The sequence below is a fragment of the Microbulbifer maximicatervae (SeqCode) genome, assembly GCF_052467955.1.
In genome coordinates this window covers 227,989-249,877 of sequence record NZ_CP174329.1, presented here as the reverse complement: position 1 = coordinate 249,877, position 21,889 = coordinate 227,989, and the positions used below count along the sequence as shown (strand labels likewise).

Annotated in this window: 19 protein-coding genes; 14 read left to right on the top strand and 5 right to left on the bottom strand. The window is 47.9% G+C overall.

Annotation, left to right across the window (positions count from 1 at the left end; all coding sequences use genetic code 11):
• Nucleotides 1-3: 3 nt before the first annotated feature.
• From ACJJI5_RS01005 to ACJJI5_RS00995, 3 genes are all read right to left on the bottom strand, one after another.
• On the bottom strand, nt 4-1,335 hold the full coding sequence (locus ACJJI5_RS01005; protein WP_445355309.1) for a TldD/PmbA family protein: 1,332 nt from the start codon (nt 1,333-1,335) through the stop codon (nt 4-6).
• A 35-nt stretch (nt 1,336-1,370) separates the two neighbouring features.
• Nucleotides 1,371-3,002, bottom strand: a complete 1,632-nt coding sequence (locus ACJJI5_RS01000; protein WP_444892495.1) for a TldD/PmbA family protein — start codon at nt 3,000-3,002, stop codon at nt 1,371-1,373.
• Nucleotides 3,003-3,199: 197 nt separating this feature from the next.
• Nucleotides 3,200-4,612, bottom strand: coding sequence for a nicotinate phosphoribosyltransferase (locus tag ACJJI5_RS00995; RefSeq protein ID WP_444915068.1), 1,413 nt, complete (start codon nt 4,610-4,612; stop codon nt 3,200-3,202).
• A 735-nt stretch (nt 4,613-5,347) separates the two neighbouring features.
• On the opposite strand from ACJJI5_RS00995, the gene ACJJI5_RS00990 reads away from it, so the two are divergent.
• The 7 genes from ACJJI5_RS00990 to ACJJI5_RS00960 all read left to right on the top strand — a co-directional run bounded on the left by ACJJI5_RS00990 (nt 5,348) and on the right by ACJJI5_RS00960 (nt 11,276).
• Entirely contained in the window at nt 5,348-6,010 is a 663-nt protein-coding gene (locus ACJJI5_RS00990; protein ID WP_445355308.1) for a PspA/IM30 family protein, read from the top strand.
• Complete coding sequence (locus ACJJI5_RS00985) at nt 6,010-6,663, top strand: YqiJ family protein (RefSeq protein WP_445355307.1); 654 nt, start codon at nt 6,010-6,012, stop codon at nt 6,661-6,663. The genes ACJJI5_RS00990 and ACJJI5_RS00985 overlap by 1 nt, the downstream gene beginning before the upstream one ends.
• Nucleotides 6,664-8,373, top strand: coding sequence for a flotillin family protein (locus tag ACJJI5_RS00980; RefSeq protein WP_282930451.1), 1,710 nt, complete (start codon nt 6,664-6,666; stop codon nt 8,371-8,373).
• A 121-nt stretch (nt 8,374-8,494) separates the two neighbouring features.
• Nucleotides 8,495-9,058 (top strand): TFIIB-type zinc ribbon-containing protein, encoded by a 564-nt coding sequence (locus tag ACJJI5_RS00975; protein WP_445355306.1) that lies wholly within the window; start codon nt 8,495-8,497, stop codon nt 9,056-9,058.
• Between the two features lie 310 nt (nt 9,059-9,368).
• Nucleotides 9,369-9,737 carry a hypothetical protein gene (locus tag ACJJI5_RS00970; protein ID WP_444906718.1) on the top strand — a complete coding sequence of 123 codons (369 nt, stop codon included), beginning with the start codon at nt 9,369-9,371 and terminating at the stop codon, nt 9,735-9,737.
• A 241-nt stretch (nt 9,738-9,978) separates the two neighbouring features.
• Entirely contained in the window at nt 9,979-10,950 is a 972-nt protein-coding gene (locus ACJJI5_RS00965; RefSeq protein WP_444906717.1) for a DnaJ C-terminal domain-containing protein, read from the top strand.
• Between the two features lie 5 nt (nt 10,951-10,955).
• On the top strand, nt 10,956-11,276 hold the full coding sequence (locus tag ACJJI5_RS00960) for a chaperone modulator CbpM (protein WP_413665909.1): 321 nt from the start codon (nt 10,956-10,958) through the stop codon (nt 11,274-11,276).
• A 6-nt stretch (nt 11,277-11,282) separates the two neighbouring features.
• On the opposite strand, the gene ACJJI5_RS00955 is transcribed toward ACJJI5_RS00960, so the two are convergent.
• Both ACJJI5_RS00955 and ACJJI5_RS00950 read right to left on the bottom strand, forming a co-directional pair.
• The gene (locus ACJJI5_RS00955; protein ID WP_444915060.1) at nt 11,283-12,269 is read right to left on the bottom strand and encodes a glycerophosphodiester phosphodiesterase family protein; all 987 of its coding nucleotides are present in this window, start codon (nt 12,267-12,269) and stop codon (nt 11,283-11,285) included.
• Between the two features lie 138 nt (nt 12,270-12,407).
• Complete coding sequence (locus ACJJI5_RS00950) at nt 12,408-13,388, bottom strand: calcium/sodium antiporter (RefSeq protein WP_413663970.1); 981 nt, start codon at nt 13,386-13,388, stop codon at nt 12,408-12,410.
• A 348-nt stretch (nt 13,389-13,736) separates the two neighbouring features.
• Between ACJJI5_RS00950 and ACJJI5_RS00945 the strand changes: the two genes are divergently transcribed.
• The 7 genes from ACJJI5_RS00945 to ACJJI5_RS00915 all read left to right on the top strand — a co-directional run bounded on the left by ACJJI5_RS00945 (nt 13,737) and on the right by ACJJI5_RS00915 (nt 21,657).
• Nucleotides 13,737-13,988 (top strand): hypothetical protein, encoded by a 252-nt coding sequence (locus tag ACJJI5_RS00945; protein WP_413663971.1) that lies wholly within the window; start codon nt 13,737-13,739, stop codon nt 13,986-13,988.
• A gap of 274 nt (nt 13,989-14,262) precedes the next feature.
• On the top strand, nt 14,263-15,342 hold the full coding sequence (hppD, locus tag ACJJI5_RS00940; protein ID WP_413663972.1) for a 4-hydroxyphenylpyruvate dioxygenase: 1,080 nt from the start codon (nt 14,263-14,265) through the stop codon (nt 15,340-15,342).
• Between the two features lie 14 nt (nt 15,343-15,356).
• On the top strand, nt 15,357-15,917 hold the full coding sequence (locus tag ACJJI5_RS00935; RefSeq protein ID WP_252084079.1) for a VOC family protein: 561 nt from the start codon (nt 15,357-15,359) through the stop codon (nt 15,915-15,917).
• On the top strand, nt 15,914-16,921 hold the full coding sequence (locus ACJJI5_RS00930) for a fumarylacetoacetate hydrolase family protein (RefSeq protein WP_445355305.1): 1,008 nt from the start codon (nt 15,914-15,916) through the stop codon (nt 16,919-16,921). Before ACJJI5_RS00935 ends, ACJJI5_RS00930 begins: the two co-directional genes overlap by 4 nt.
• A gap of 642 nt (nt 16,922-17,563) precedes the next feature.
• A complete protein-coding gene (locus ACJJI5_RS00925; RefSeq protein ID WP_444906712.1) occupies nt 17,564-18,301 on the top strand; it encodes a YopT-type cysteine protease domain-containing protein in 738 nt (245 codons plus the stop codon).
• 628 nt (nt 18,302-18,929) lie between these two features.
• Nucleotides 18,930-19,667 (top strand): YopT-type cysteine protease domain-containing protein, encoded by a 738-nt coding sequence (locus ACJJI5_RS00920; RefSeq protein ID WP_445355304.1) that lies wholly within the window; start codon nt 18,930-18,932, stop codon nt 19,665-19,667.
• A 205-nt stretch (nt 19,668-19,872) separates the two neighbouring features.
• Nucleotides 19,873-21,657 (top strand): DUF885 domain-containing protein, encoded by a 1,785-nt coding sequence (locus tag ACJJI5_RS00915; RefSeq protein WP_445355303.1) that lies wholly within the window; start codon nt 19,873-19,875, stop codon nt 21,655-21,657.
• Nucleotides 21,658-21,889 lie beyond the last annotated feature (232 nt).

Genomic DNA, 21,889 nt, shown 5'->3' with positions numbered 1-21,889 from the left:
CTGTTATACGGCGTCGGAAAGGCTGCTGAAGGTGAAGTCGCGCACTTTCAACGCGGGAATCATGGCGGACATGCCCCACATACCCACTCGCTGGGGTACACCCATATCTTCGATATTGTTGAGCATGATTACCGGGCTCTCGTTGAAGCGGAAGTTCTTCACCGGGTATTTGATCTTGCCGTTTTCGATATAGAAGGTGCCGTCGCGGGTGAGGCCGGTCAGGAGCATGGACTGCGGATCGACCATACGGATATACCAGGTGCGGGATACCAAAATACCGCGGCGGGTATTTTTGATCAGTTCTTCGGTGGATTTATCACCGCCGACCATAATCAGGTTGTTGGGCTCAGGGACCACTTCGCCTTTGCTTTGCTCCGCCCAGTAGCGACTGCGCGCCAGGTTTTTCACTACCCCGTCTTTCACCCATTCGGTGCGTCCCAGCTGCATAAAATCACCGTCGGTCCAGGGTTGAGCCGGCACATCGAGGCTGGTGGGGTCGGAGTAGAAATTTACTCGCTTGTCGAACATTTTCTCGCCGGTACGGTTGCCGCCGCCCTTTTTGCTCATAAAGCTGCGGCCTTCGTCGGCACTGCGCGCATCGAAGCCGCTCATCATGTAACCCACTAGGCCGGATACTGCATTGGGCTCCAGGATCACGGTGTACTTGCCCGGTTCCAGGGCACGGGCTTCCTGGGACAGGACCGCCTTGTCGATAGCGACAGAAGAGGTGCTGCCGGTATTCATTGCACCGAAATCGGTAACGTCACTTTCGGCCCAACCAGAACCCAGGCCATTCTCGGTGCGCATAGTTACAGTGAAATTGGCAGAGGTAGAAGCGTGGTAGCCGAACAAGCCTTTACTGGTGGCGACTGCAGCAAAAGAACGCTGGTCTTCCAGGTAACCTGCGGCAACCACTTTCTTTTCCTTGGCTGCAATAATGGAATCTGCCGCAGCCTTGGCGCGCTGGTCTGGAGTGATATCTGCAGTGGACTTGGCGAAGCCGTCTACGCTGACATATTTCTGCGGTCCCAGCATCGGCATGGCTTCCGGGTTTTCCGGAGATAGCTTGGCCAACTCTTCGGCGCGACGCATCACTTTTTCGAGTGAGGCATCACTGAATTCATTGATAGTGGCCACACCGGATTTCTTGCCGAAACGGGCCTCTACGGCCAGCTCGATATCATTGACGATACCACTGGTGGAAACGCTGTTGCGCGCGTAGCGAATATTGCCGGTTTCGCTGCCGGCCAGCTGCGCGCTGGCTTCATCGGCGCGGCTGTATTTTAAAACCTTGTCGAGAATACGCTTCGCTTCACTTCTACTCAGAATGGCCATTGCCTTTTCTCCAATTACTTATTCTTGTGCGCCGCTCAGGAAATCTTGCGCTTGGTATTGATTACATTAATTTGGTCAAAACGGGTGGTGGAACAGCCGTGGGAGACTGCACTCACCTGGCTCGGCTGGCCCTTGCCATCGAAGAAGGTTCCGCCCAAGCGGTAATCACTGCTGTCGCAAATCGCCGAGCAGGAATTCCAGAATTCCTGGGTGTTGGACTGGTAGGCGACGTCTTCAACCTGGCCGACGATCTCGCCGTTTTTGATCTCATAGAACAGCTGCCCGCCGAATTGGAAGTTGTAGCGCTGCTGGTCGATGGAATAAGAACCGCGTCCGACAATGTAGATGCCTTTTTCCACATCGCGAATCATGGATTTTGCCGAGTATTCTTTTTCGCTTGGCGCCAAAGAGACATTAGGCATGCGCTGGAATTGCACGCTGGACCAGCTATCGCCATAGCTGCAGCCGTGGGATTCCTTTTGGTCGATCATATGCACCTGATCGCGGGTAGCCTGGTAGTTCACCAGGATGCCGTCTTTCACCAAGTCCCAACGCTTGGTTTTAACCCCTTCGTCGTCATAGGCGACGGCACCGAGGGAGCCCGGTTGCACCTTGTCGGCAAACAGAGTGACCTTATCGCTGCCGTACTGGAATTTACCGCTGCGCCACTTATCCAGGGTGGCGAAGGAAGTTCCCGCATAGTTGGCCTCGTAACCCAGCACGCGGTCCAGCTCAAGAGGATGGCCCACAGATTCGTGGATGGTCAGGCACAGATGTGAGGGTTCCAGTACCAAATCGTACTTGCCCGGATCGATGGACTTGGCTGACAGCTTGGCTTGGGCTTGCTCGGCTGCGAGCACTGCATCCTCGGCCATATCATAGGAAGCTTTGTAGAGCGTGGTCTGACCGCGAATCTTGTCTTTGTCGTGACCGGCCAGGTATTCATAGCCTCTCCCCACTGGGTCACTGAGACCGTTGCGAGTCTTGAAAGCACCGCTCTGCTTATCAACAGCGGTCACCTGCATAGGTGCCCATAGGCGATGGACATCCTGGTCAATATAGGAGCCGTCGCTAGAAGCAAAGTACTTTTGCTCATTCACCAAATACAGGGAAGAGCGGATATAGCTGGCCCCAGCTTTGAGTGCCCCATTGTTAACATCCATCAGGAAATCGACTTTTTCACTGATGGGGACCTGCAGGGCATTTTGTTCGATAGGTGTCTGCCAGGAAACCTCGCCCACGCCTTTTACCGGTGCCAAACGCACGGGCTCGGTTTGGTACTTGGCATTGGCCTTAGCTACGGCAACTGCTTGGCGCGCGGCAAGGGCGACGCCATCCGCTGTAAGGTCGTTGGTGGCGGCGAAGCCCCAGGTACCATTGGCGATCACACGAATACCAGCGCCAAGGGATTCTGTGTTGACGATATTCTCCACGTTGGTTTCGCGGGTCATAACGTACTGGTTCAGATAGCGGCCGATACGCACATCGGTATAACTGGCCCCGGCTTTGCGCGCGGTATTCAGGACTACATCAGCCAGGTGTCTTTTATGGGAGCTGTGCATGCCCTCATTGAGCAGCTGCTCCGCGCTGACCTGAATGCCCTGTAGAGGCAACAAAATACCACTGGAGCCGACGCCGGCGATCTTGAGGAATTTTCTTCTTTCCATTGGCTACCTTTACCCCACGAGAGCACGAGCACTCTCTCGGGTACTTATTGTTATTACGACTGACGCTGGAGGCCTTGTGTGCACGGAGGTCAGACTTTGGATACGCACAACTAACAGGACCAACCTAAAGTTGTAAAGTACTCGCTCGGTAAAGTGAAGTTTCGTAGGGGTAAGACGTTGTGAGGGTGGAACGGGAATCAGAGGGCAGCATTTCTTCGAACTTTGTCGAAAGTAATGTCCTTAAGCAGAATACCGTTGCGGTAAACCGGCCTCAGCAGGTTAGCTTCTGATTTTAGATCGCTCTGTGCAATAGTTCGAAGTGCACCATCATCGCCGCGAATCAAGGCAAGGCGGCCACCCTTGGACCTTTTCTCGGGCCCGGTTCTCGGATTCTTAAAAATATCGTACCAACTGCCATTGATACAGATAGCGCTGGCCTTCATTGCAAACCCCATCATATCGCGGTCAACTTTTTGTAGTAATCCTCCACCCATACCAAAGGTCAGATTTTCTGTGCTTTGATTGTTTTCTTTCATTGCTTGGAGAATTTTCGGGATTACAAAGCGGGTGATACCATCTCCTTGTATAACTCGAATAAAGGGGGGTAGTAATCGATACCCTTTTTTATTCTTCTGCGAGCCAAATATTCGCATCAACCTTTCTATTGCTTCTATCACGACTTTCTCTGGGTTGCCGGAGTCAGGCCTTATTACTAATGTGCCGCCACTTTGAGTAACTTTATCCTTTAATTTTTTCCCCCAGATATTCTCTATAGCATTCCACAAATCGTAGCTATCGCTGACAACAGCCACAGTTTTTCCTTCCCCAGAAAATTGCTCAAGTATATTACGGTAAGCATCTTCCTCATGCTGCTGTCCCCAAGCGATAATTGTGCTGTGTTCAGCGGCGGGAATGGAAGCTCCAGGTACAGCGGCGTTGTAAAATCTTTTTGCGGCTAATATTCCGGATATCGTATCAGTCCCCTTAAAATTAACTAAGTGAGCCATGCCTCCCAGCATGGCTGTTTCGAGACTGCTGGCTCCCCGAGCCCCGAAATCATGTAAACGAAATTCCAGCGTATCCAGATTTTCCGCTGTTTCAAATAAATACTGTGAGATAATTTTCTTTATTTCGCGGCTCTGGGTAGCTACGGTTGATGGATACCAGATACTCCGTAAAAGTGCAGTTTCAATATAAGTGGTGAGCCAAAAGCAGGAGGGGCAGGTATTAACAACCTGAGCTAAAACATTGGTTACTGGAATAACTTGTCCTTCTTCTATCGCTGTAATTTCAAGGGGCATTAAACCATTGTGGTCGTTTAAAATATGATTCCATCCATCACGGTTAAATGGCAGTCCATGGGGTTTTAAAATATTTTCAGCTTCATTAATTTGATGAAAACTGATGGGGGTGCTTAGGTATTGCTTGATAAACGCCTGCAAGCCAAAGAATACCGTCGACGCAAATTCACCGCCACGACACTCTACATAACTACTAATATGTGATGTTCCTGGGGGGTACTGCAGATAATGACTAGTTTTATAGCTATCGACATTGAGAATAGGATTTCCCAAGCACTTAAAGGATGAATTAGAGCCGGGCGCGTTCATATTTTCAAAACCATAAGTTGGCGTTGATTTTATGTCACTATTTGCCTGCTGTTATAGCGTGTAATTGATTTTTGAATTGTATACCAACCACAATGTTCAGTTTTACAGCGCTAATAGCTGCTACTTAAGCAAAGCATAAAAGCAAGCGACCCACGTTTAAAAACTTGTCATCCACTCATTTTACCTCCTATTGATTGACCTACTCTATTGGTATGTGTACATTTATATGCATGTGAGGCAAAGGAACGTCATGCTCAATGAACTCCAGTAAATTTCGGCGTGTTTACCGGCGGATGACTATGCCTACCATGGTGTCGATCGATCACAGTAGCGCTGTCACACAAAGTAAAAAATGCGTAAATTGGTTGCTGTAGAGAGAGGTTCGGCAGAGCAAAAAAATCTGCCCGGTCATAACTTTCCTGTGTAGAAGCGTTCCTTCCATTAATGACTTATTGTTTGGGAAAAAGTCATCGCAGTTTACTAATTTGAATGATATTGGAATTGCTCGTAGAGAATACGGCATTGATATAATTTAGTATTGATTCCAATCCTATTGCGCTACTTATAAAAACTCTGCTGCAGACTCGTAATACTTTGCGGAAAAATTGTCTTGCCGTCATAGCAGGAAAGCATAAACAGTATCATTGGTGAGAGATTGGACACTGTTTCGACATCATTTGAAGTTTGTAGCCAATAATAAGGTGGATTTTTCTATTTGGGAGCAGGAGATAAGTTATGAGTGAAGGGTTTATAAAGCGCATATCACGTTTAATCTCTGTGTCCGCCAATGCCGTCGTGGACTCGGTTGAAGCCGCTGCACCAGAGTCAGTGATGGAGCAGGCAATTCGGGAGGTGGATGATGCAATTGCAGATGTGCGAGATCAGCTAGGGAAGGTGGAGGCATCCAAGTATCTAAACAGTAGAGCGTTAAGCGATGAAAATGCTCGTCATAAGCGTTTAGCTGAACAAATTGATATTGCTATAAATGAAGGTCGTGATGATTTGGCTGGAGTCGCCATTGCCAAACAAATGGATATTGAGGCGCAACTTCCAATTTTAGAAAAAGCGATCAATGAAAATGAGATAGAAATAAAGGAACTAGGTTCCTATATTCTTGCCCTGCAAGGTAAGAAACGTGAAATGCGTGAGCAGTTACAAGATTTTATTGCAGTCAATAAAAAGGTAAGTAGTAGAGTTACTGCGGATGAATATGGCAGGGATAGAAAGCCAAAAGCCCAGGTAGAACAAGCTACCGATGCATTTAATCGAGCAGTAGGTAATACAGCTATATCGACATTTGACTCTGGGATAGATGCCAGCAAATTAGCAGAACTTGAGGAGTTCGCGCGAAATAATCGTGTGAAAGAACGTTTAGCCAAGATTAAATCGGGGGGCTGATGATATTTTTATTGCAAGACCAAAACCTGATCTTTACCGGTGCGCTGATTTTAATGTTTATGATAGCGCTTCTTGAAGGCATCATGACATTGATTGGTGTTGGTATTTCAGATTTACTGGATAATTTATTACCAGATTTTGATGTTGACGTGCCAGATACAGGGTTGTCTGGGGGGATGACTAAGCTGCTTGGGTGGTTGCGTTTCGGTGAAGTTCCTGCACTTATACTGTTAGTAACTTTTCTGGTTAGCTTTGGAGTGACCGGCCTAGTAGCCCAAATGCTCATAGAGTCTCTTGTTGGATATTTATTGCCAGGCGGTTTACTTGCTGTGGCAGTCTTTTTTCTTGCGCTACCTCAGGTACGTTTTGTTGGCAACATTATGCGGCGCTTTGCTGTGGGTGATGAATCCGAGGCAGTTGAGAGAAATTCCTTTATTGGCCGTGTAGCTATTATTACGATCGGTAAAGCAGAAATCGGTTCACCAGCAGAAGCACGTTTTAGTGATGAATACGGAACTACACATTATGTGATGGTGGAACCGGATGAAAGTGAAACATTTAATCAGGGGGATAAGGTGTTACTGGTTGAAGAGCTGGGAGCACATTTTCGAGTAACACGCCCCAGCAGTATACATCTTATGGAGAATAACTAAATGGAGAATCTAGAAGTGATAGGAAACCTACCGGTTATGGTATTTATTGCCGGGGCTGTACTAGTGGCCTTAATTGTTATTGGAACTATTTTTGCGCGCCTGTATACAAGAGCCTCAAAAGAGCGCTCATTTGTGCGTACTGGTATGGGTGGTCAAAAAGTCATAATGAATGGAGGTGCATTGGTACTACCGGTTCTACATGAAATTATTCCTGTAAACATGAATACTTTGCGCCTGGCGGTTTCCCGTAAAGAGCACCAAGCACTTATTACCAAGGATCGTATGCGTGTTGATGTACTTGCTGAATTTTATCTGCGTGTAAAACCGGATGTAGATGCGATAGCCAATGCTGCACAGACTTTGGGGCTGCGTACTTTAGACCCCGAAGCATTAAAAGAAATGATCGAGGGTAAATTTGTTGATGCGTTACGCTCGGTAGCAGCTGAAATGGAAATGGCTGAATTGCATGAGCAGCGCAGTCAATTTGTACAAAAAGTTCAGCAGGTAGTTTCCGAAGATCTATTAAAAAATGGATTGGAACTCGAGGCTGTATCTTTGACCGGTTTGGATCAAACCCATAAAGAATTCTTCAATCAGGATAATGTGTTTGATGCTGAGGGCCTCGCCAGCATGACCCGCTCTATTGAGACGCGTCGTAAAGAGGTCAATGATGTCGAGCAAGAAACTATGGTACAGATCGAGAAGAAAAACCTCGAAGCTGAACGCCAAAAGTTAGAAATTGATAAAGAAAAACGTTACGCACATCTGGAGCAGCAGCGCGAGCTGGAAAATCGTGAAGCTGCTCAGAAGGCGGATATTGCCCGTGAACAAGCAGAGCAGGAACGCGCAGCACGCAAGGCTGAAATTGAAGCCCAGCGTGAAGTGAGTCAATCCCAAATTGCTGCGGAACAGGCAACTAAGTTGCTGGAAATCGAGAAAGAGCGTCGCTTGAAAGAACAAGAGATTGAAGGTGAGCGTATTCTTGATGAGCAGCGTATTTCCAAAGAGAAATCAGTGGAAATTGCCAAGCAGGAACGTGCAATTGCTGTTGCAGAAAAGTCCAAAGAGCAATCTCTTGCGGACCAACAGGCCAACGTAGCTCGAGCTGAAGCAGTAAAAGCCGAAGAGCAAGTTCGCACGGCTCAGGATGTTGAAGTTGCAGAGCGTGATAAGCGCATTGAAATTATCGAAGCTCAAAAAGTAGCGGAGCGTCAGGCCACGGGTATTAAGGTAATGGCCGATGCAGAGAAAGCAGCTGCAGAGGATAAGGCTGAAGCATTGCGCTTGCAGGCTGCAGCTGAAGCTGAGGCTATTCGTATTAAAGTTGAAGCTGATCGTGAAAAATATGCGGTGGATGCTGAGGGGCAGCGCCTGATGAATGAAGCTTTCAATAGCCTTAATGAGGCCCAGATCGCACTTAAGAAGGTGCTCAGTCTGCACGAAAATCTTCCCAATATTATCCGTGAAAGCGTTAAGCCGATGGAAAGTATTGAGGGAATGAAAATTATCTCGGTTGAAGGCTTAAATGGTGTTGATGGTAGAGCAAGCAGCGGCATTTTAGATGGCGAGGCTGAATCCAAAGGACAAAGCTTGCCTGAGGCTCTGGTGGGTAGTGCTCTAAAACACCGAGCTATGGCGCCGCTGGTAGACTCGCTCTTAAAAGAAGCTGGAGTTGGCGACCTCAATAAGACTACTGAGATTGATAGTTAAAACAACGTACATTTTTTAAATTATATAGTACAAAATTAACTATTGTTTTTAGAAATAAATGATTCTTATAGCCCGGTTCTAAATAGGTAGATCCGGGTTATTTTTTATTAAGGTACAAAATATGAAGCGCTGTACCAGCTGTAAAGATGGCGTTCTTAAACCAGGATCTATCGAAGAGTTATTTCGTGGATATACTTGTTCTTCCTGTGAGGGTAACTGGATTCTTATTGAAGATTACTTAAGCTGGAAAAGACAAAATCCTGAATACAAATTTCCAGAAGATATTAGTAATCTGAATGATGTGGTCGCCGAAGATACTAAACGAGCTATCTTGTGCCCGGTGTCTGGCTCCATAATGCAAAAGATAAAAATTATTGCTAGTAGTGAGCACCGTATTGATTACAGCACTGTTGTCGGTGGAGTTTGGTTAGATAAAGGCGAGTGGGATTTACTAAAAGCTGAAGGACTTGCTGGCTCACTTAACTTTTTAGTTACTCATGAATGGCAGAAAAAGATCAGGGAGAACAAGGCCCAAGAGACTTTTTCTGAAATGTATCGGAGTAAATTTGGCGATGACTTATATGATAAAGCTAAAGAAGTTCGCAAGTGGCTTAATTCAACCGAACAGAAAGCAGATGTTTTGGCCTATTTAAATGCGGAAGATCCTTACTCTGCTGAACGTTAACGCCTAATCAATATGTCCTGTTCCAGGGAGGCTGACTAACGTGGCTTCCCTGAAATATTAGCTCCATTGTACTCTCATGTAAAAACAGATTTATTTTCAATCGATCATATCCGGAAAAATTACAGATTTAATTTGGTTACATTGTTTTTTTGAATTAATGGAATTTAATTGTCTTGATTTGATAACTGGTTAGCTTATTTTTATGGCGTATTTTTGGAGTCGTATAGGAAGCGCAACTGTTCAATGATAACCTCAATTTCGTTGTTTACTTAAAAAAATAATAGAGACATTTAAATTTAAGGTTAGGTATATGGATATCAAAAAATTATTACTGGCAAGTTTACTATTAGTGGGTGCATCTATTTCGTTGCCTGCGCTATCTGCTAATCTTGTGTGTCAGCTCAATGTAAAGTCTGGAGGTCAAGTTTTTGGCAATGGCACCTCTAGCTGCACGGGGATAGACTTTAGTTTTGGAAATTCCACCTCTGGTAAATGGACTATTACGAATATAACCAAGTCTATTGATCGAATAAATTGGATAAAAGGTTGTAGTTCAGGCCTCTCATGCAGTGTGACAGTAAGAGCCTATTCAACAAATCAAGGCCAAGCATATATTCACTATGTTGATGGCAGTATTGAGTATGTGAGTGCTGATATGTGGTATGAAACAGGTCATTAACCTGTGGTATTTGGCGCCGAATTTAATTCGGCGTCAAATATAATATATGTATTGCGGTATGCCTGCTGGACTTAAAGTATAAATGCGCCATATTGAAGTTTAATAATTATCCTCAGTGTCTTCACCCTAATGCTGTTTGTTCCGCATCCTAATGACTCTTAAATTAGGTTGGCAGATTTACTCATCACTGACATATTCTTCTGCTAGTTAATTAAATTATGCATGGCAAAATGGACCATCTTTGGCTTTTATTAAAGCCATGGAATACAAGGACTATTACAAAATACTCGGCCTGGATCGGAGTGCGGATCAGGCACAGATTAAGCGTGCCTATCGGAAATTAGCACGTAAATATCATCCGGATGTCAGCAAAGAGGAGGGCGCCGAAGAACACTTTAAGGAAGTAAATGAGGCCTATGAAGTATTGAAGGACCCAGAGAAGCGAGCTGCTTACGATCAGCTCGGCAGTGGTTTTCAGTCTGGCCAGGATTTCCGACCACCCCCCAATTGGGACCAGGGTTTTGAGTTTCACGGTGGTGGATATACCGAAGCTGATCCTGAAGCTTTTAGTGACTTCTTTGAAAGCTTGTTTGGCCGCGGCGGGTTTCGTCAGGCTTATGGGCAAGGGCAGCGCCGCTCTTACAGTGCCCAGGGTGAAAATACCTATGCCCGCATCACAGTAGATCTCGAAGATAGTTATCGTGGCGGTACACGCCAAGTAACCTTAAAGCACTCGGTATTGGGTGCAGATGGGCGACCGCAACTGCGTGAGCGCACTCTTAATATAAAAATTCCCAAGGGGATCACTGAAGGGCAACAGATTCGCTTGGCTGGACAGGGTGAGCCTGGCATTGGAGAAGGTAAGCCTGGTGATCTCTACCTGGAAATTGCTTTCAACTCTCATCCCCTTTTCCATACAGAAGGTAAAACGGTTTACCTGGATTTGCCTTTGGCTCCCTGGGAGATAACGCTTGGAGCCAAGGTTCAGGTACCCACTCCCGATGGTCCCATTAAAGTGACCATTCCAGCAAACAGCACCAATGGTAAAAAACTGCGCCTCAAGGGCCGCGGTATCCCGGCAAAGCAGCCGGGGGATATGTATATAGTGATGCAAACTGTTACGCCGCCAGCCACTACTGATAATGAACGCGAGGCATACCGTCAGTTTGGCGACGCATTCAACTTCAATCCCCGCCAGTCCATGGGAGGATAATTGTGATGCCTAAAAAGGTTGAGCAGCTTAGCGGTGTTCTCCTGGATGAAGAGAGTGAGTTAACTTTGAGTGAACTGTGTCGGGCTTGTGGTGTACCGGCGGAGCGCATTATTGCCTTGGTTGAGGAGGGAATTATTGAGCCGCGTAGCAGGGAAGTGCAGTGGCGCTTTAGCGGAATTTGTGTGCGCCGTGTGCGCCGGGTTTACAGCCTGGAGCGAGATCTGGGGGTAAATCTTGCCGGCGCTGCATTAGCGATAGAGCTGCTGGAAGAAATAGAGCGTCTTCAGGCGCATCTGGCACGGCTGGAGAAAGGTCGAAAACGCTAAGGTTATCTATTGTCTTGATTTTAGATATGGGCCAATCAGCTCGATCTTCTCAATCCAAATAGCTCCGCTATATCCTTCGGGTAGAAAACTGAGCTCTTCCAGTGTGTAAATACCGGGCAAGCCCCGCTTGCCATTTTTATGGTCCACTGCCATCACCAAGCTATTGGCTTTGGCCACTCGTTCAGAGTAGCGATTGGGCCAGCCCCACAAAGCCCATCGCCAAGTATTGGGTGCAACAACAATACTGTTCCGGCAAGACTCGGGAAAGTAGCCACTCCAACCGAACAGTGCATATTGCAAAGCACATTGTTTGGCGCTTGTCTTGCTGAAGGCCAATGCATTTGGCCGCAACTGCCGTATCCTTTTAATTGGGCGATCGCCACCGTAGACCATGAGCCGGGAATTAATAGGCAATTGGTGTTGCCGAAGATAGTTATCCAATCGTTCTGCTTCTGTTAGATCATTACTCTTAATATTGATCAGAAACTGCTTGCCGGGAAAGTACAGCAAGACCTCTTTTAAAGTGGGAAGTAAACCCACCCCCTGGCCACGAAAGGGAAATGTCTTGCCGCCATCAAAGGTATAGCCGTAACCAATATCCAGCTTCTTTAAGCCCTTTATGGACTGTTCCCGGGTGACACCTGTTCCATCCGTGCGGCAGTCTATGGTCCAGTCGTGAAATACCGCGAAGTCGCCATCAGTGGTGGGATGGATATCGATTTCGACAATGTCCGCGCCATGAGAAAAGGCAGCTTCCATAGAGGGAATAGTGTTTTCCAGATAGCGGTGTTCCGGGGTATAGATACGGACTGCGGTGCATTCGTCACGGGTCAAATTATCCCGGTTGTAAGTTTGGTAGACGCCGCGATGGGCAATCAGGATTGGTTTTCCTTGCTGGGCTGTCGCTAGCCAAGAGGCATTGAGTAGGTAAATTGCACCGAGTCCAAATAGGGCTGTTAGCGCTACGGTTTTGCCAATGGTGCTTCTCTTCATCTAGCTGCTCTGCACTTTTCCTTGGAAGGTGTTGCAGATATTAGTCAGTTTTTGGGAAGAGAAATGGGCGCAGAGGTGGCGAATTATGGTGAGTTCAGGCAGTAACTATGGGGTGGTGCGGCACCACCCCGAATATCATTAGAGTGCAGCTTTGGTAATGGTTCCCACCAGGTAGCCGGTATATACGAGGTAAGCCATTAGTAGCGCGGAGCCTTCCCAGCGATTGATTCGGCCCTGGCCTTTGAAGCCGTAGGCAAAAATAAACAGGGCAATTGTGAGGCCCAGAACCATCGGCCAGTCTCGGGACAGCACCTCGTGGGGTACGTTGTTCATGGGAGCAATGGTGCCGGCAATGCCAACCACCGCTAGCAGATTGAACATATTGGAGCCGACAACGTTACCGATGGCGATATCGTGCTCACCTTTTCGTGCGGCCACTAAAGTTGCGGCCAGTTCCGGCAGTGAGGTTCCCAGGGCAACAATAGTCAGGCCTATCACCAAGTCACTGACCCCCAAAGATTCGGCAATGGTTACTGCTCCCCATACGAGGATTCGGGAGCTGACAATCAATAGTACCAGCCCCGCTACCAACCAAAATATGGCAGTTCCGAGTGGCATAGGGTTGTCTTCCAGCTCAGTTTCTACTTCTCCCTCAAGCTGGTCACCTTTATTGCGCATGGCAGAAAAGATGCTCCAGCCGATCAAGGCGAAGAAACCGAATAACAGAACAATACCCTCCCAGCGCTCCAAGCGGTCATTCCACAGGAAGGCACCACTGAGCAGGGTGATTGCCAGCAGCAGTGGCAGCTCTTTACGCACAATCTTTGAGTGTACCGATAGTGGGATCAGCAGGGCACTGAAACCGAGAATCAAACCGGTATTGGCAATATTGGAACCGTAGGCATTACCCAGGGCGAGGCCGGGGTTGCCATTCAAGGCGGCAATGGCTGAGACCACCATCTCCGGAGCGGAAGTACCGAAGCCGACAATCACCATGCCTATTAACAGTGTGGGCATGCCGCAATGTTTAGCAGTGGCGGCAGCTCCATCCACAAAACGATCGGCACTCCAGACCAGCACAATAAAGCCAGCAATGATGGCAGCAGCGGCGAGAAGCATAGGGGGTCCTCAATAAATACATTCAGGCGGGGTTTTTACCCGACAAACGGGGGCCGATTGTACCGGCTCTGACAAATACAAAAAGGTATTCAGTTATTTGGATGGGCTGTCAGGGGCAAATTAACGTAAATGTCCCGTCAGTCAGATGGTTTCGCTGCCAGTGTGGGCTACAGTCAATGCATGGCCCGGTAAATCTGCAGGGTGATAATGGGATGGCGCGCCTAATCGCAAAATCCCTGAGCTGGTGGAGATGTCGGGTAAATCTACGCGGGTCGCACAAAGCAATGCGCGGCAGATTCCGCGATATCCATGTCACCGGCCGCTAAGCCGGGTATTTAGGAGGCCTTTATGAGACTCAAAGCTTCAATTGGGATACTGGCCGCGGCGATGGTTTTGACCCTGTCTGCCTGCGAACAGCGCAAGAAAGATGAAGGGATGGACGGCAATAAAGGAATGGGCACCGCTGAAACCGGTTGCTGCCAGCATGCCGAAAATGCCTGTGCTGGAGATGTGAGCAAATCCCAGTGCGACCAGATGACCGGCAAGTTTCACAAGGATCATATGTGTCGTACCGATACCGGAAAATGCACGCGTAAATAAGGTCGGCTGTGCACGGGTGTGACGCAGCCAATGTGTCGCACCCGGCTCCCGATTACTCTCCCGATCCTGTCCAAGGACCCGTTGCCAGCTGGTTATTCTCCCAGGCGCCAGCTTTGGAGGCTGGTGACTAAAGGCACTCTTCTAGTACTCATTTTTTAGCTGATCCAGAGTTTCTTGACATTAGTTACATCTGCAACTAACTTCGTTTGCGCTTTAAATCCACAATCCGCAGCCCCGCTTTGAAGTGCTGCGATGATAAGAAATGGAGGACCGCATGGCCGACTTATTTGAAAACCCGATGGGACTTAACGGCTTCGAATTCGTAGAGTTTACAGCGCCGGAAAAAGGCATCCTTGAAACCGTTTTTACCGCCATGGGCTTTGAGAAAATCGCCCGTCACCGCTCCAAGGCAGTGGAGTTGTGGCGCCAGGGTGATATCAACTTCATCACCAACTACGAGCCTGACAGCCACGCCTATTACTACGCCCAAGAGCACGGTCCCTCCGCTTGTGGCCTTGCCTTCCGCGTAAAAGATGCCAAGTTCGCCTACGAAGAGGCCCTGCGTAAAGGTGCACAGCCTGTTCATGTGAATACCGGCCCGATGGAACTGCACCTGCCGGCAATCAAAGGTATTGGCGGTGCGACCCTGTACATGATTGACCGCTACGAAGATGGTGAGTCCATCTACGATATCGATTTTATCTGGGAAGAAGGCGTAGAGCGCCGCCCCGAAGGTTGTGGTTTCCACACTCTGGATCACCTTACCCACAACGTGTATCGCGGCCGTATGGATTACTGGGCCAAGTATTACGAAGACCTGTTCAACTTCCGCGAGATTCGTTACTTCGATATCAAAGGCGAATACACCGGCCTGCTGTCCAAGGCGATGACTGCACCGGATGGCAAGATCCGTATTCCGCTGAACGAAGAAGCAGCTGGTGGCGGCGGCCAGATCGAAGAGTTCCTGATGAAGTACAACGGCGAAGGTATCCAGCATATCGCCTTTGCTTGTGATGACTTAATTGCCTGTTGGGATCGCTTGAAAGAGCGCGGCATGGAGTTTATGACCCCGCCGCCGGACACCTACTACGAAATGCTGGAAGAGCGCCTGCCTGGGCACGGTGAACCTACTGAAGAATTCCAGAGCCGTGGCATCCTGCTGGATGGCACCACTGAGGGCGGCCAACCACGCCTGCTGCTACAGATTTTCTCCGCTAATATGCTCGGCCCGGTATTCTTTGAGTTTATCCAGCGCAAGGAAGATGAAGGGTTTGGTGAGGGTAACTTTAAGGCCCTGTTCGAATCCATTGAGCGCGACCAGCTCAAGCGTGGCGTCATTAAAGAAAAGGAATAATAACGGAGGCTTCAATGGGCATTAAGCGCATTCACCACGTGGCGTATCGCTGTAGGGACGCCAAGGAGACAGTGGAATTCTACCGCGATCTTCTCGGCATGGACTTCCAGCTGGCCATTGCCGAAAACGAGGTACCCTCAACCGGTGAGCCGGACCCTTACATGCACGTCTTTATGGATGCGGGTATGGGGAATGTGCTTGCCTTCTTCGAAATCCCCAACTCCCCGGAGATGGGGCGCGATGAGAACACACCCAAATGGGTACAGCATATCGCTTTCGAAGTGGAATCCATGGAAGAAATGCTTGAGACCAAAGCGCGACTGGAAGCGGCCGGGGTCGACGTACTCGGCCCTACCAATCACACTATCTTCCAGTCGATCTACTTCTTCGACCCCAACGGCCATCGTATCGAGCTGGCCGCCAATACCGCCAAGCCCGGTATGCACAAAGAGCTGAAGCGGGTTGCTGAGGATATGTTGGAAGAGTGGTCACGTACTAAAAAAGCCCCAAGGCACGCCGCCTGGATGCATGGGGAAGAAGAATTTGTGGAAAAAACTGAAGGGGAGGCACAGTGAAGTTAGCCAGCCTTAAATCCGGCCGAGATGGCCAATTGGTTGTTGTTAGCGACGATCTTACCCGTATGGTGCCAGCTGGCGATATTGCCCCCACCATGCAGAGTGCGTTGGACAATTGGGCATCAGTCAGCAGCGAGTTGGAGAAGCTACACGAACGCCTGCAAAGTGGCGAGATTCAAGGGGAAGCCTTTGACCAAACTCTGTGTGCTTCGCCTTTACCGCGCGCATATCACTGGGCCGACGGTAGTGCTTACGTGAATCATGTTGAGCTGGTGCGCAAAGCCCGCGGTGCCGAGGTGCCGGAGAGTTTCTACAGCGATCCGCTCATGTATCAAGGTGGTTCCGATACCTTCCTGGATCCACGCGAGCCGGTAAAGATGCCGCAAAGCAATGGCTTTGGCATCGACTTCGAGGCAGAAATTGCCGTGATCACCGACGATGTTCCTATGGGGGTGTCCGCTGAGGATGCACTGTCCCATATCAAGTTGGTAATGTTGGTCAATGATGTATCCCTGCGCGGATTGATACCTGCGGAACTGGCCAAAGGATTTGGTTTCTACCAGTCCAAACCCTCTAGTGCTTTCTCCCCTGTTTGCGTAACCCCTGAACAGCTGGGTGAAAACTGGAGCGAGGGTAAATTGCATCTGCCACTGGTTTCCCATCTGAATGGTGAGAAGTTTGGCGAGCCCAATGCCGGTGTGGATATGACCTTCCACTTCGGGCAACTGGTCGCCCACGCGGCCAGAACTCGTCCACTTTGTGCAGGCACCATTATTGGCTCTGGAACGGTGTCCAATAAGTTGGATGGCGGCCCCGGTAAGCCTGTAGCAGAAGGCGGTGTTGGTTACAGCTGTATTGCCGAGATTCGCATGATTGAGACCATCCAGAGTGGCTCTGCAAGCACGCCATTTATGGACTTTGGAAATACTATTTCCATCGAAATGCTCGATGATCAAGGGCAATCTATCTTTGGACGTATTGAGCAGACTGTAGAGCAGGTTTAACACCGCTTAGCCAAACCTCGACCGGATTTCATCCCCTGGAGTTAACGACCTAGGGACAGAATTTGGTCGAGGCATCTTACCTACCACTTTGCTGTTGAGTCATTCCTGCCTAAATTTTTCACAACCAACTTAGTAGTGCTGTATTGAGTGGCTAAAAGTGTGCTGGCAAAGAGACCGGCACAGGCGTTGTTGCTTAGTTTTTTATGCAATTTATTGCATAGCTTTTTACTTGCACACCTACTCTAGCAGTTTGCTGTTACAAGCCACTTTTTTAAACTGATGAGTTTTGTAAAAGTGTACTTTCTATAAATTGCTATGCGTCTTATTTGAGATTAAGAATGATAAATATTTATAAGTAATAATATCTTCTTATCTCTATTTTGTCTTCGCAGTTAGAAACGGCTAAATATTGTCTGTTGCCAGATTATTATCGGCTAATAGATTTCAACAAAGTAGGATTCAGGCAAGATTAACGCTGGATAAAAAAATAGTGTCAGAGTCGATTTAAAAAGCGCTTTTATACTCTGTTGGCCCTGGAACTTTTCTGGTTCAATGCCCGCCCAATTCACAGGCGCTACAAATTTTCAGTTTTTAAAAAAGGATTTGTGCAGCGTTTTTATCTCATAAAATGAGGGATCGAATATGCCTATTTGGGTCGATAAAACCGTTCTCGCTGTAACTGGAACACGCGTAAACCCCGTACAACAATCTGTAGCCAATCATCGGGGTCAACTGACATACAACTTCAGCCAGTGTAAGGACCCGGTAAAAGCACAAATCACTATTCACGAAGATACTTCCGGTGGTGTTTGTGAAGCGCTTTCCGCTTTTTGGATCAAGTATCACTCTGATGGAGGGAGCTTGTGGGATTGGTTAATGCCGGCGGGTGCACTGGATGAACAGCACTTATTTCACGTAATGACCCTGCAACAGGCGGGCACACAGAATAACCAGGACAGAACTACAGAAGCCTGGCTGAGCACACAAAATATCTTCCCTACCAGTCAAAATGTATTTGGTGGAGCTTTCCCGAATGGCCGGGGAGGAAATACTATCCGGGGTATTCACAATCCCCGTAGAGCGCAAGGCCAGAGTGGCGTTTTCTCTCCCAATGCTTTGGCCAGGGAGATTATTTTGGATCAGACGGGTGGTGCTGGATGCTATAAGAAGATAGGTCTTGATGGCACTTTTGCAGGTCATGCAATGGCTGCCTGGGTTGCGCAGGACATTACTTTCTTTGACCCCAACTTTGGTGAATTCTGGTTCGAATCCAGAAATTCCTTCTTTAATTGGTTTACCCAATCATTTTGGCATAACTCTATGTATTCAGTAGGGCTAAGCGGTGGATATGAAGTTCGCTCTTACGCTCGCCGCACATAAATTGGCAGTAGCTGTTTTTGTTGGTTCTATTAGTAGTAGCAATCCACTACCAATTTTTTTCCTCTTAGCCCTCCCCCCATGGGCGCTCGGCAGCCGGGTTCACCCGGCTGCCTTTTTTAATTTTTATCACTTCTACCTATTTCACTTCTTATCATTGACTTATTTTCAAGTCGTAATTATCTGTAGGTAATAAGCTCTATCTCTGGAAAGATAAAACCAATTGTCGCCAACTACAAAAAAATATTTCCATTTAGATAGTTTCCATGTCATAGGTCAATTTTTTTGCACCAAAAATAGTACCAGAGTCGAATTAAAGGACCTGTGTAATCTGACTGGCAAGCGTAGTTGGGTCTGTTCTAACATGGAATTAATCGTAAATAGCTGTGATATTCTTATCCATAAAAAATAGTGCCAGAGTCAAATAAATACCAGCGCTTCAATCTATTTCGAACTGCTATCTATGGCCTGAGAAAAGAGTGCCAGAGTCGATTTTAAAAAAAAACGGACACCTATCTGCTCTGTAATTTTTCTGTTTCAATCTAATGCATATACCGGAAAGCACTTCTCAGAAGCAGTTAACTAATCGCTGAATAAGTGTTTCTACATTGTGAATACAGGGGAGATGGACATGCCGATTTGGTTTGATAAAACAGTACTTGCACTTACCGGGACAAGGGTTGGTCCTGTTCAGAGATCTGTGGCCCAGCACGGTGGCACTCTTCAATATAATTTCAGTCAGTGTTTGGATCCGGTGAAGGCACAGATCACCATACACCAGGATACTGCTGGAGGGGTCTGTGAATCCCTGAGTGCCCACTGGATCAAATTTCACGCAGAGGATGGAAGCCTTTGGAATTGGCTCTTCCCCAATAATACATTGAGTGAGCAGCATCTTTTCCATGTGATGACCTTGCACCAGATTGGTGGAAATGCACCAAACCAGGATCAGATCTCGGAGACATGGCTGCAATCTCACAATATTCTGCCTCTTCAGAATAATGGCGGTGTAGGTATTGCTGGGCCAAATGGTCAACGCCAAATTCACGTGGTCACAGGCCCTCGTTTAGATCGTGGGCAAACTACTATGCGCAACTCTGCAGCGCTTGCCGATGAAATTATTAGGGAGCCGACGAGAAGCGCTGGCTCTTACAAGAAAATCGGTATTTCAGGTAAGGTGGGTGCCCACGCCATGGCAGCTTGGGTAGCAGAAGATGTGTTGTTTTTTGACCCAAATTTTGGAGAATTCTGGTTCCCAACCAAGAATGCATTCCGCAACTGGTTTGTAAACTCTTTCTGGAATACATCTATGTATGCCATTGGTCTGAGTGGGAGCTATGACGTGCGCTGTTATGCGCGTGCCACCTAAGTTGCCAGCCAACTGATTGACCGCTTGGTGGAGGAAATTATACTCCTCCACCCTGCTTGTGGCGGTATGTCTATTCCGCTGAGTCACTATTATCCATCCTTCGTGTATAGTGCTGGTACAAGCTTGCCACGCCTACTCTGTAGGGTAACTAAAAGAGCAAGCTCTGTTGTTCTTTTTAGATACCAACAGCACTACGGAGCCAAGGGTGAAATTCAAGAAATCACTTACCTACTACCTCAAGTCCCTAACAGGACCGCTTATTGCCACTAGCCTATTGATGCCCTCAGCCTGGGCAGCAACTGCTACAGAAGAGCTTCAAAGTGTTCTTAACGATCACTGGCAATACACGCTGAGAGAAGACCCGATTACTGCCGGGCGAGTTGGCGTTTCCGATTACAACCGGGAACTGCCCGGGGTAACTGCAGAGGATCGTCAACGTCGTATAGAGGCTGAGCAGGCCTTTATCCGGCGCCTTGAGGCTATCGATCAAAGTAAGTTAAGTGCTTCAGACCGCGTTAATAGCGAGCTTCTTTCTTGGGTTCTTGCCAGCTCAGTTGAGGAAGAGGAACTGTTTCTCGACCGAATTCCCCTAAACACCTTCTCAAGTTTTTACGCAAGTGCGCTTGAGGCAAATAGTGGTTTGGCGATGAGGGATATCGCCGACTACGAGGACTATATTGCCCGTATCGGTGAATTTGGTCGCTACTTCGATGAGAACATTGCCAATATGCGCGAAGGTATTCGCTCTGGCTTTGTGTTGCCCAAAATCGTTGTAGAAGGTATAGCGCCAACGGTACGCGCTCAAGTATATAAAGATCCCAGTAAGAGCAGCTTGTATAAGCCTTTTGCTGAGATGCCGCAAAACATCGCGCCCGATGAGCAGAAGCGTCTGCGAGAGCAGGGCTTAGCTGTGATTAAGCAAGTAGCTATTCCCGCATTTGGACGGGTAGCGGATTTCCTTGAGGGCGACTACCTAAAGGCGGCCACAAAGACTTTGGGTGCTGAACAGATGCCTGGTGGTAGCGACTACTATCGCCACAATATTCGCTACTACGTGACCCTGGATCTGGACCCTGCGGAGATTCATCGCACGGGCCTTGCCGAAGTGAAGAGAATCCGCGCGGAAATGAAAGCTCTGATCAAGGAGTCAGGCTTTAAGGGCAGCTTTACAGAATTCACTCAATTCCTGCGCACAGACCCACAGTTTTACGCTAAAACGCCGGAACAGCTGCTCAAGGAAACGGCCTATATATCCAAGCGGATTGACTATGTATTGCCGGAGTTCTTTAACTTATTGCCGCGTACTCCCTATGGTGTGGTACCAGTCCCCAGTGAAATAGCACCTAACTACACTACGGCCTCCTATAATCCAGCCGCCATTGGCGGTACTCGCGGTGGTGCCTACTGGTTGAATACTCACGGGCTGGACCAGCGTCCCCTGTATGAGCTACCTGCTCTTACCTTGCATGAAGCTGTACCGGGGCATCATTTACAAAATGCTCTCTCGCAAGAGCTTGAAAATGTACCGGACTTTCGTCGCAACCTTTACCTGAGCGCTTATGGAGAAGGTTGGGCCCTTTATTCTGAACGACTGGGTAAAGAGATGGGACTGTACACCACTCCCTACGAGCACTTTGGACGACTCAGCTATGAAATGTGGCGTGCCGCACGCCTTGTGATTGATACTGGAATTCATTCTCAGGGGTGGTCACGACAGCAGGCATTAAACTTTCTTTCCAATAATACATCCCTCTCTCCGGCTAATGTACGTGCAGAAGTAGATCGCTATATATCCTGGCCGGGTCAGGCACTATCTTACAAGATGGGGGAAATTAAAATTCGACAGCTGCGAGCTCTTGCGGAAAAAGAGCTTGGCGATAAGTTTGATTTGCGATCATTTCACGATGCACTGCTAAGTAATGGTGCTTTGCCTCTTTCGATGCTGGAAGAGCAGATGCAGCGCTTTATTGAAGAACAGAAGTCTGCCTAAGCCTCCCCTGAATCCCATTCACAATCTGCGGGTGGGATTCAATCTTGTCAAGATGTCCTCTGTCGTAAGCAAAACTTTCTTTTAGATAGCTGAAAACACAAGCTCCTTTAGTGGCGTAAAATGCAATATTTTTGTCTCACATTTGGAGTGGAGGTTGTGTAGGCAATAAAGGTCTAATAATCACACAATAAGCATTCTTTTTAGATTAAATATCTGGTTATTCTTTTCTTTA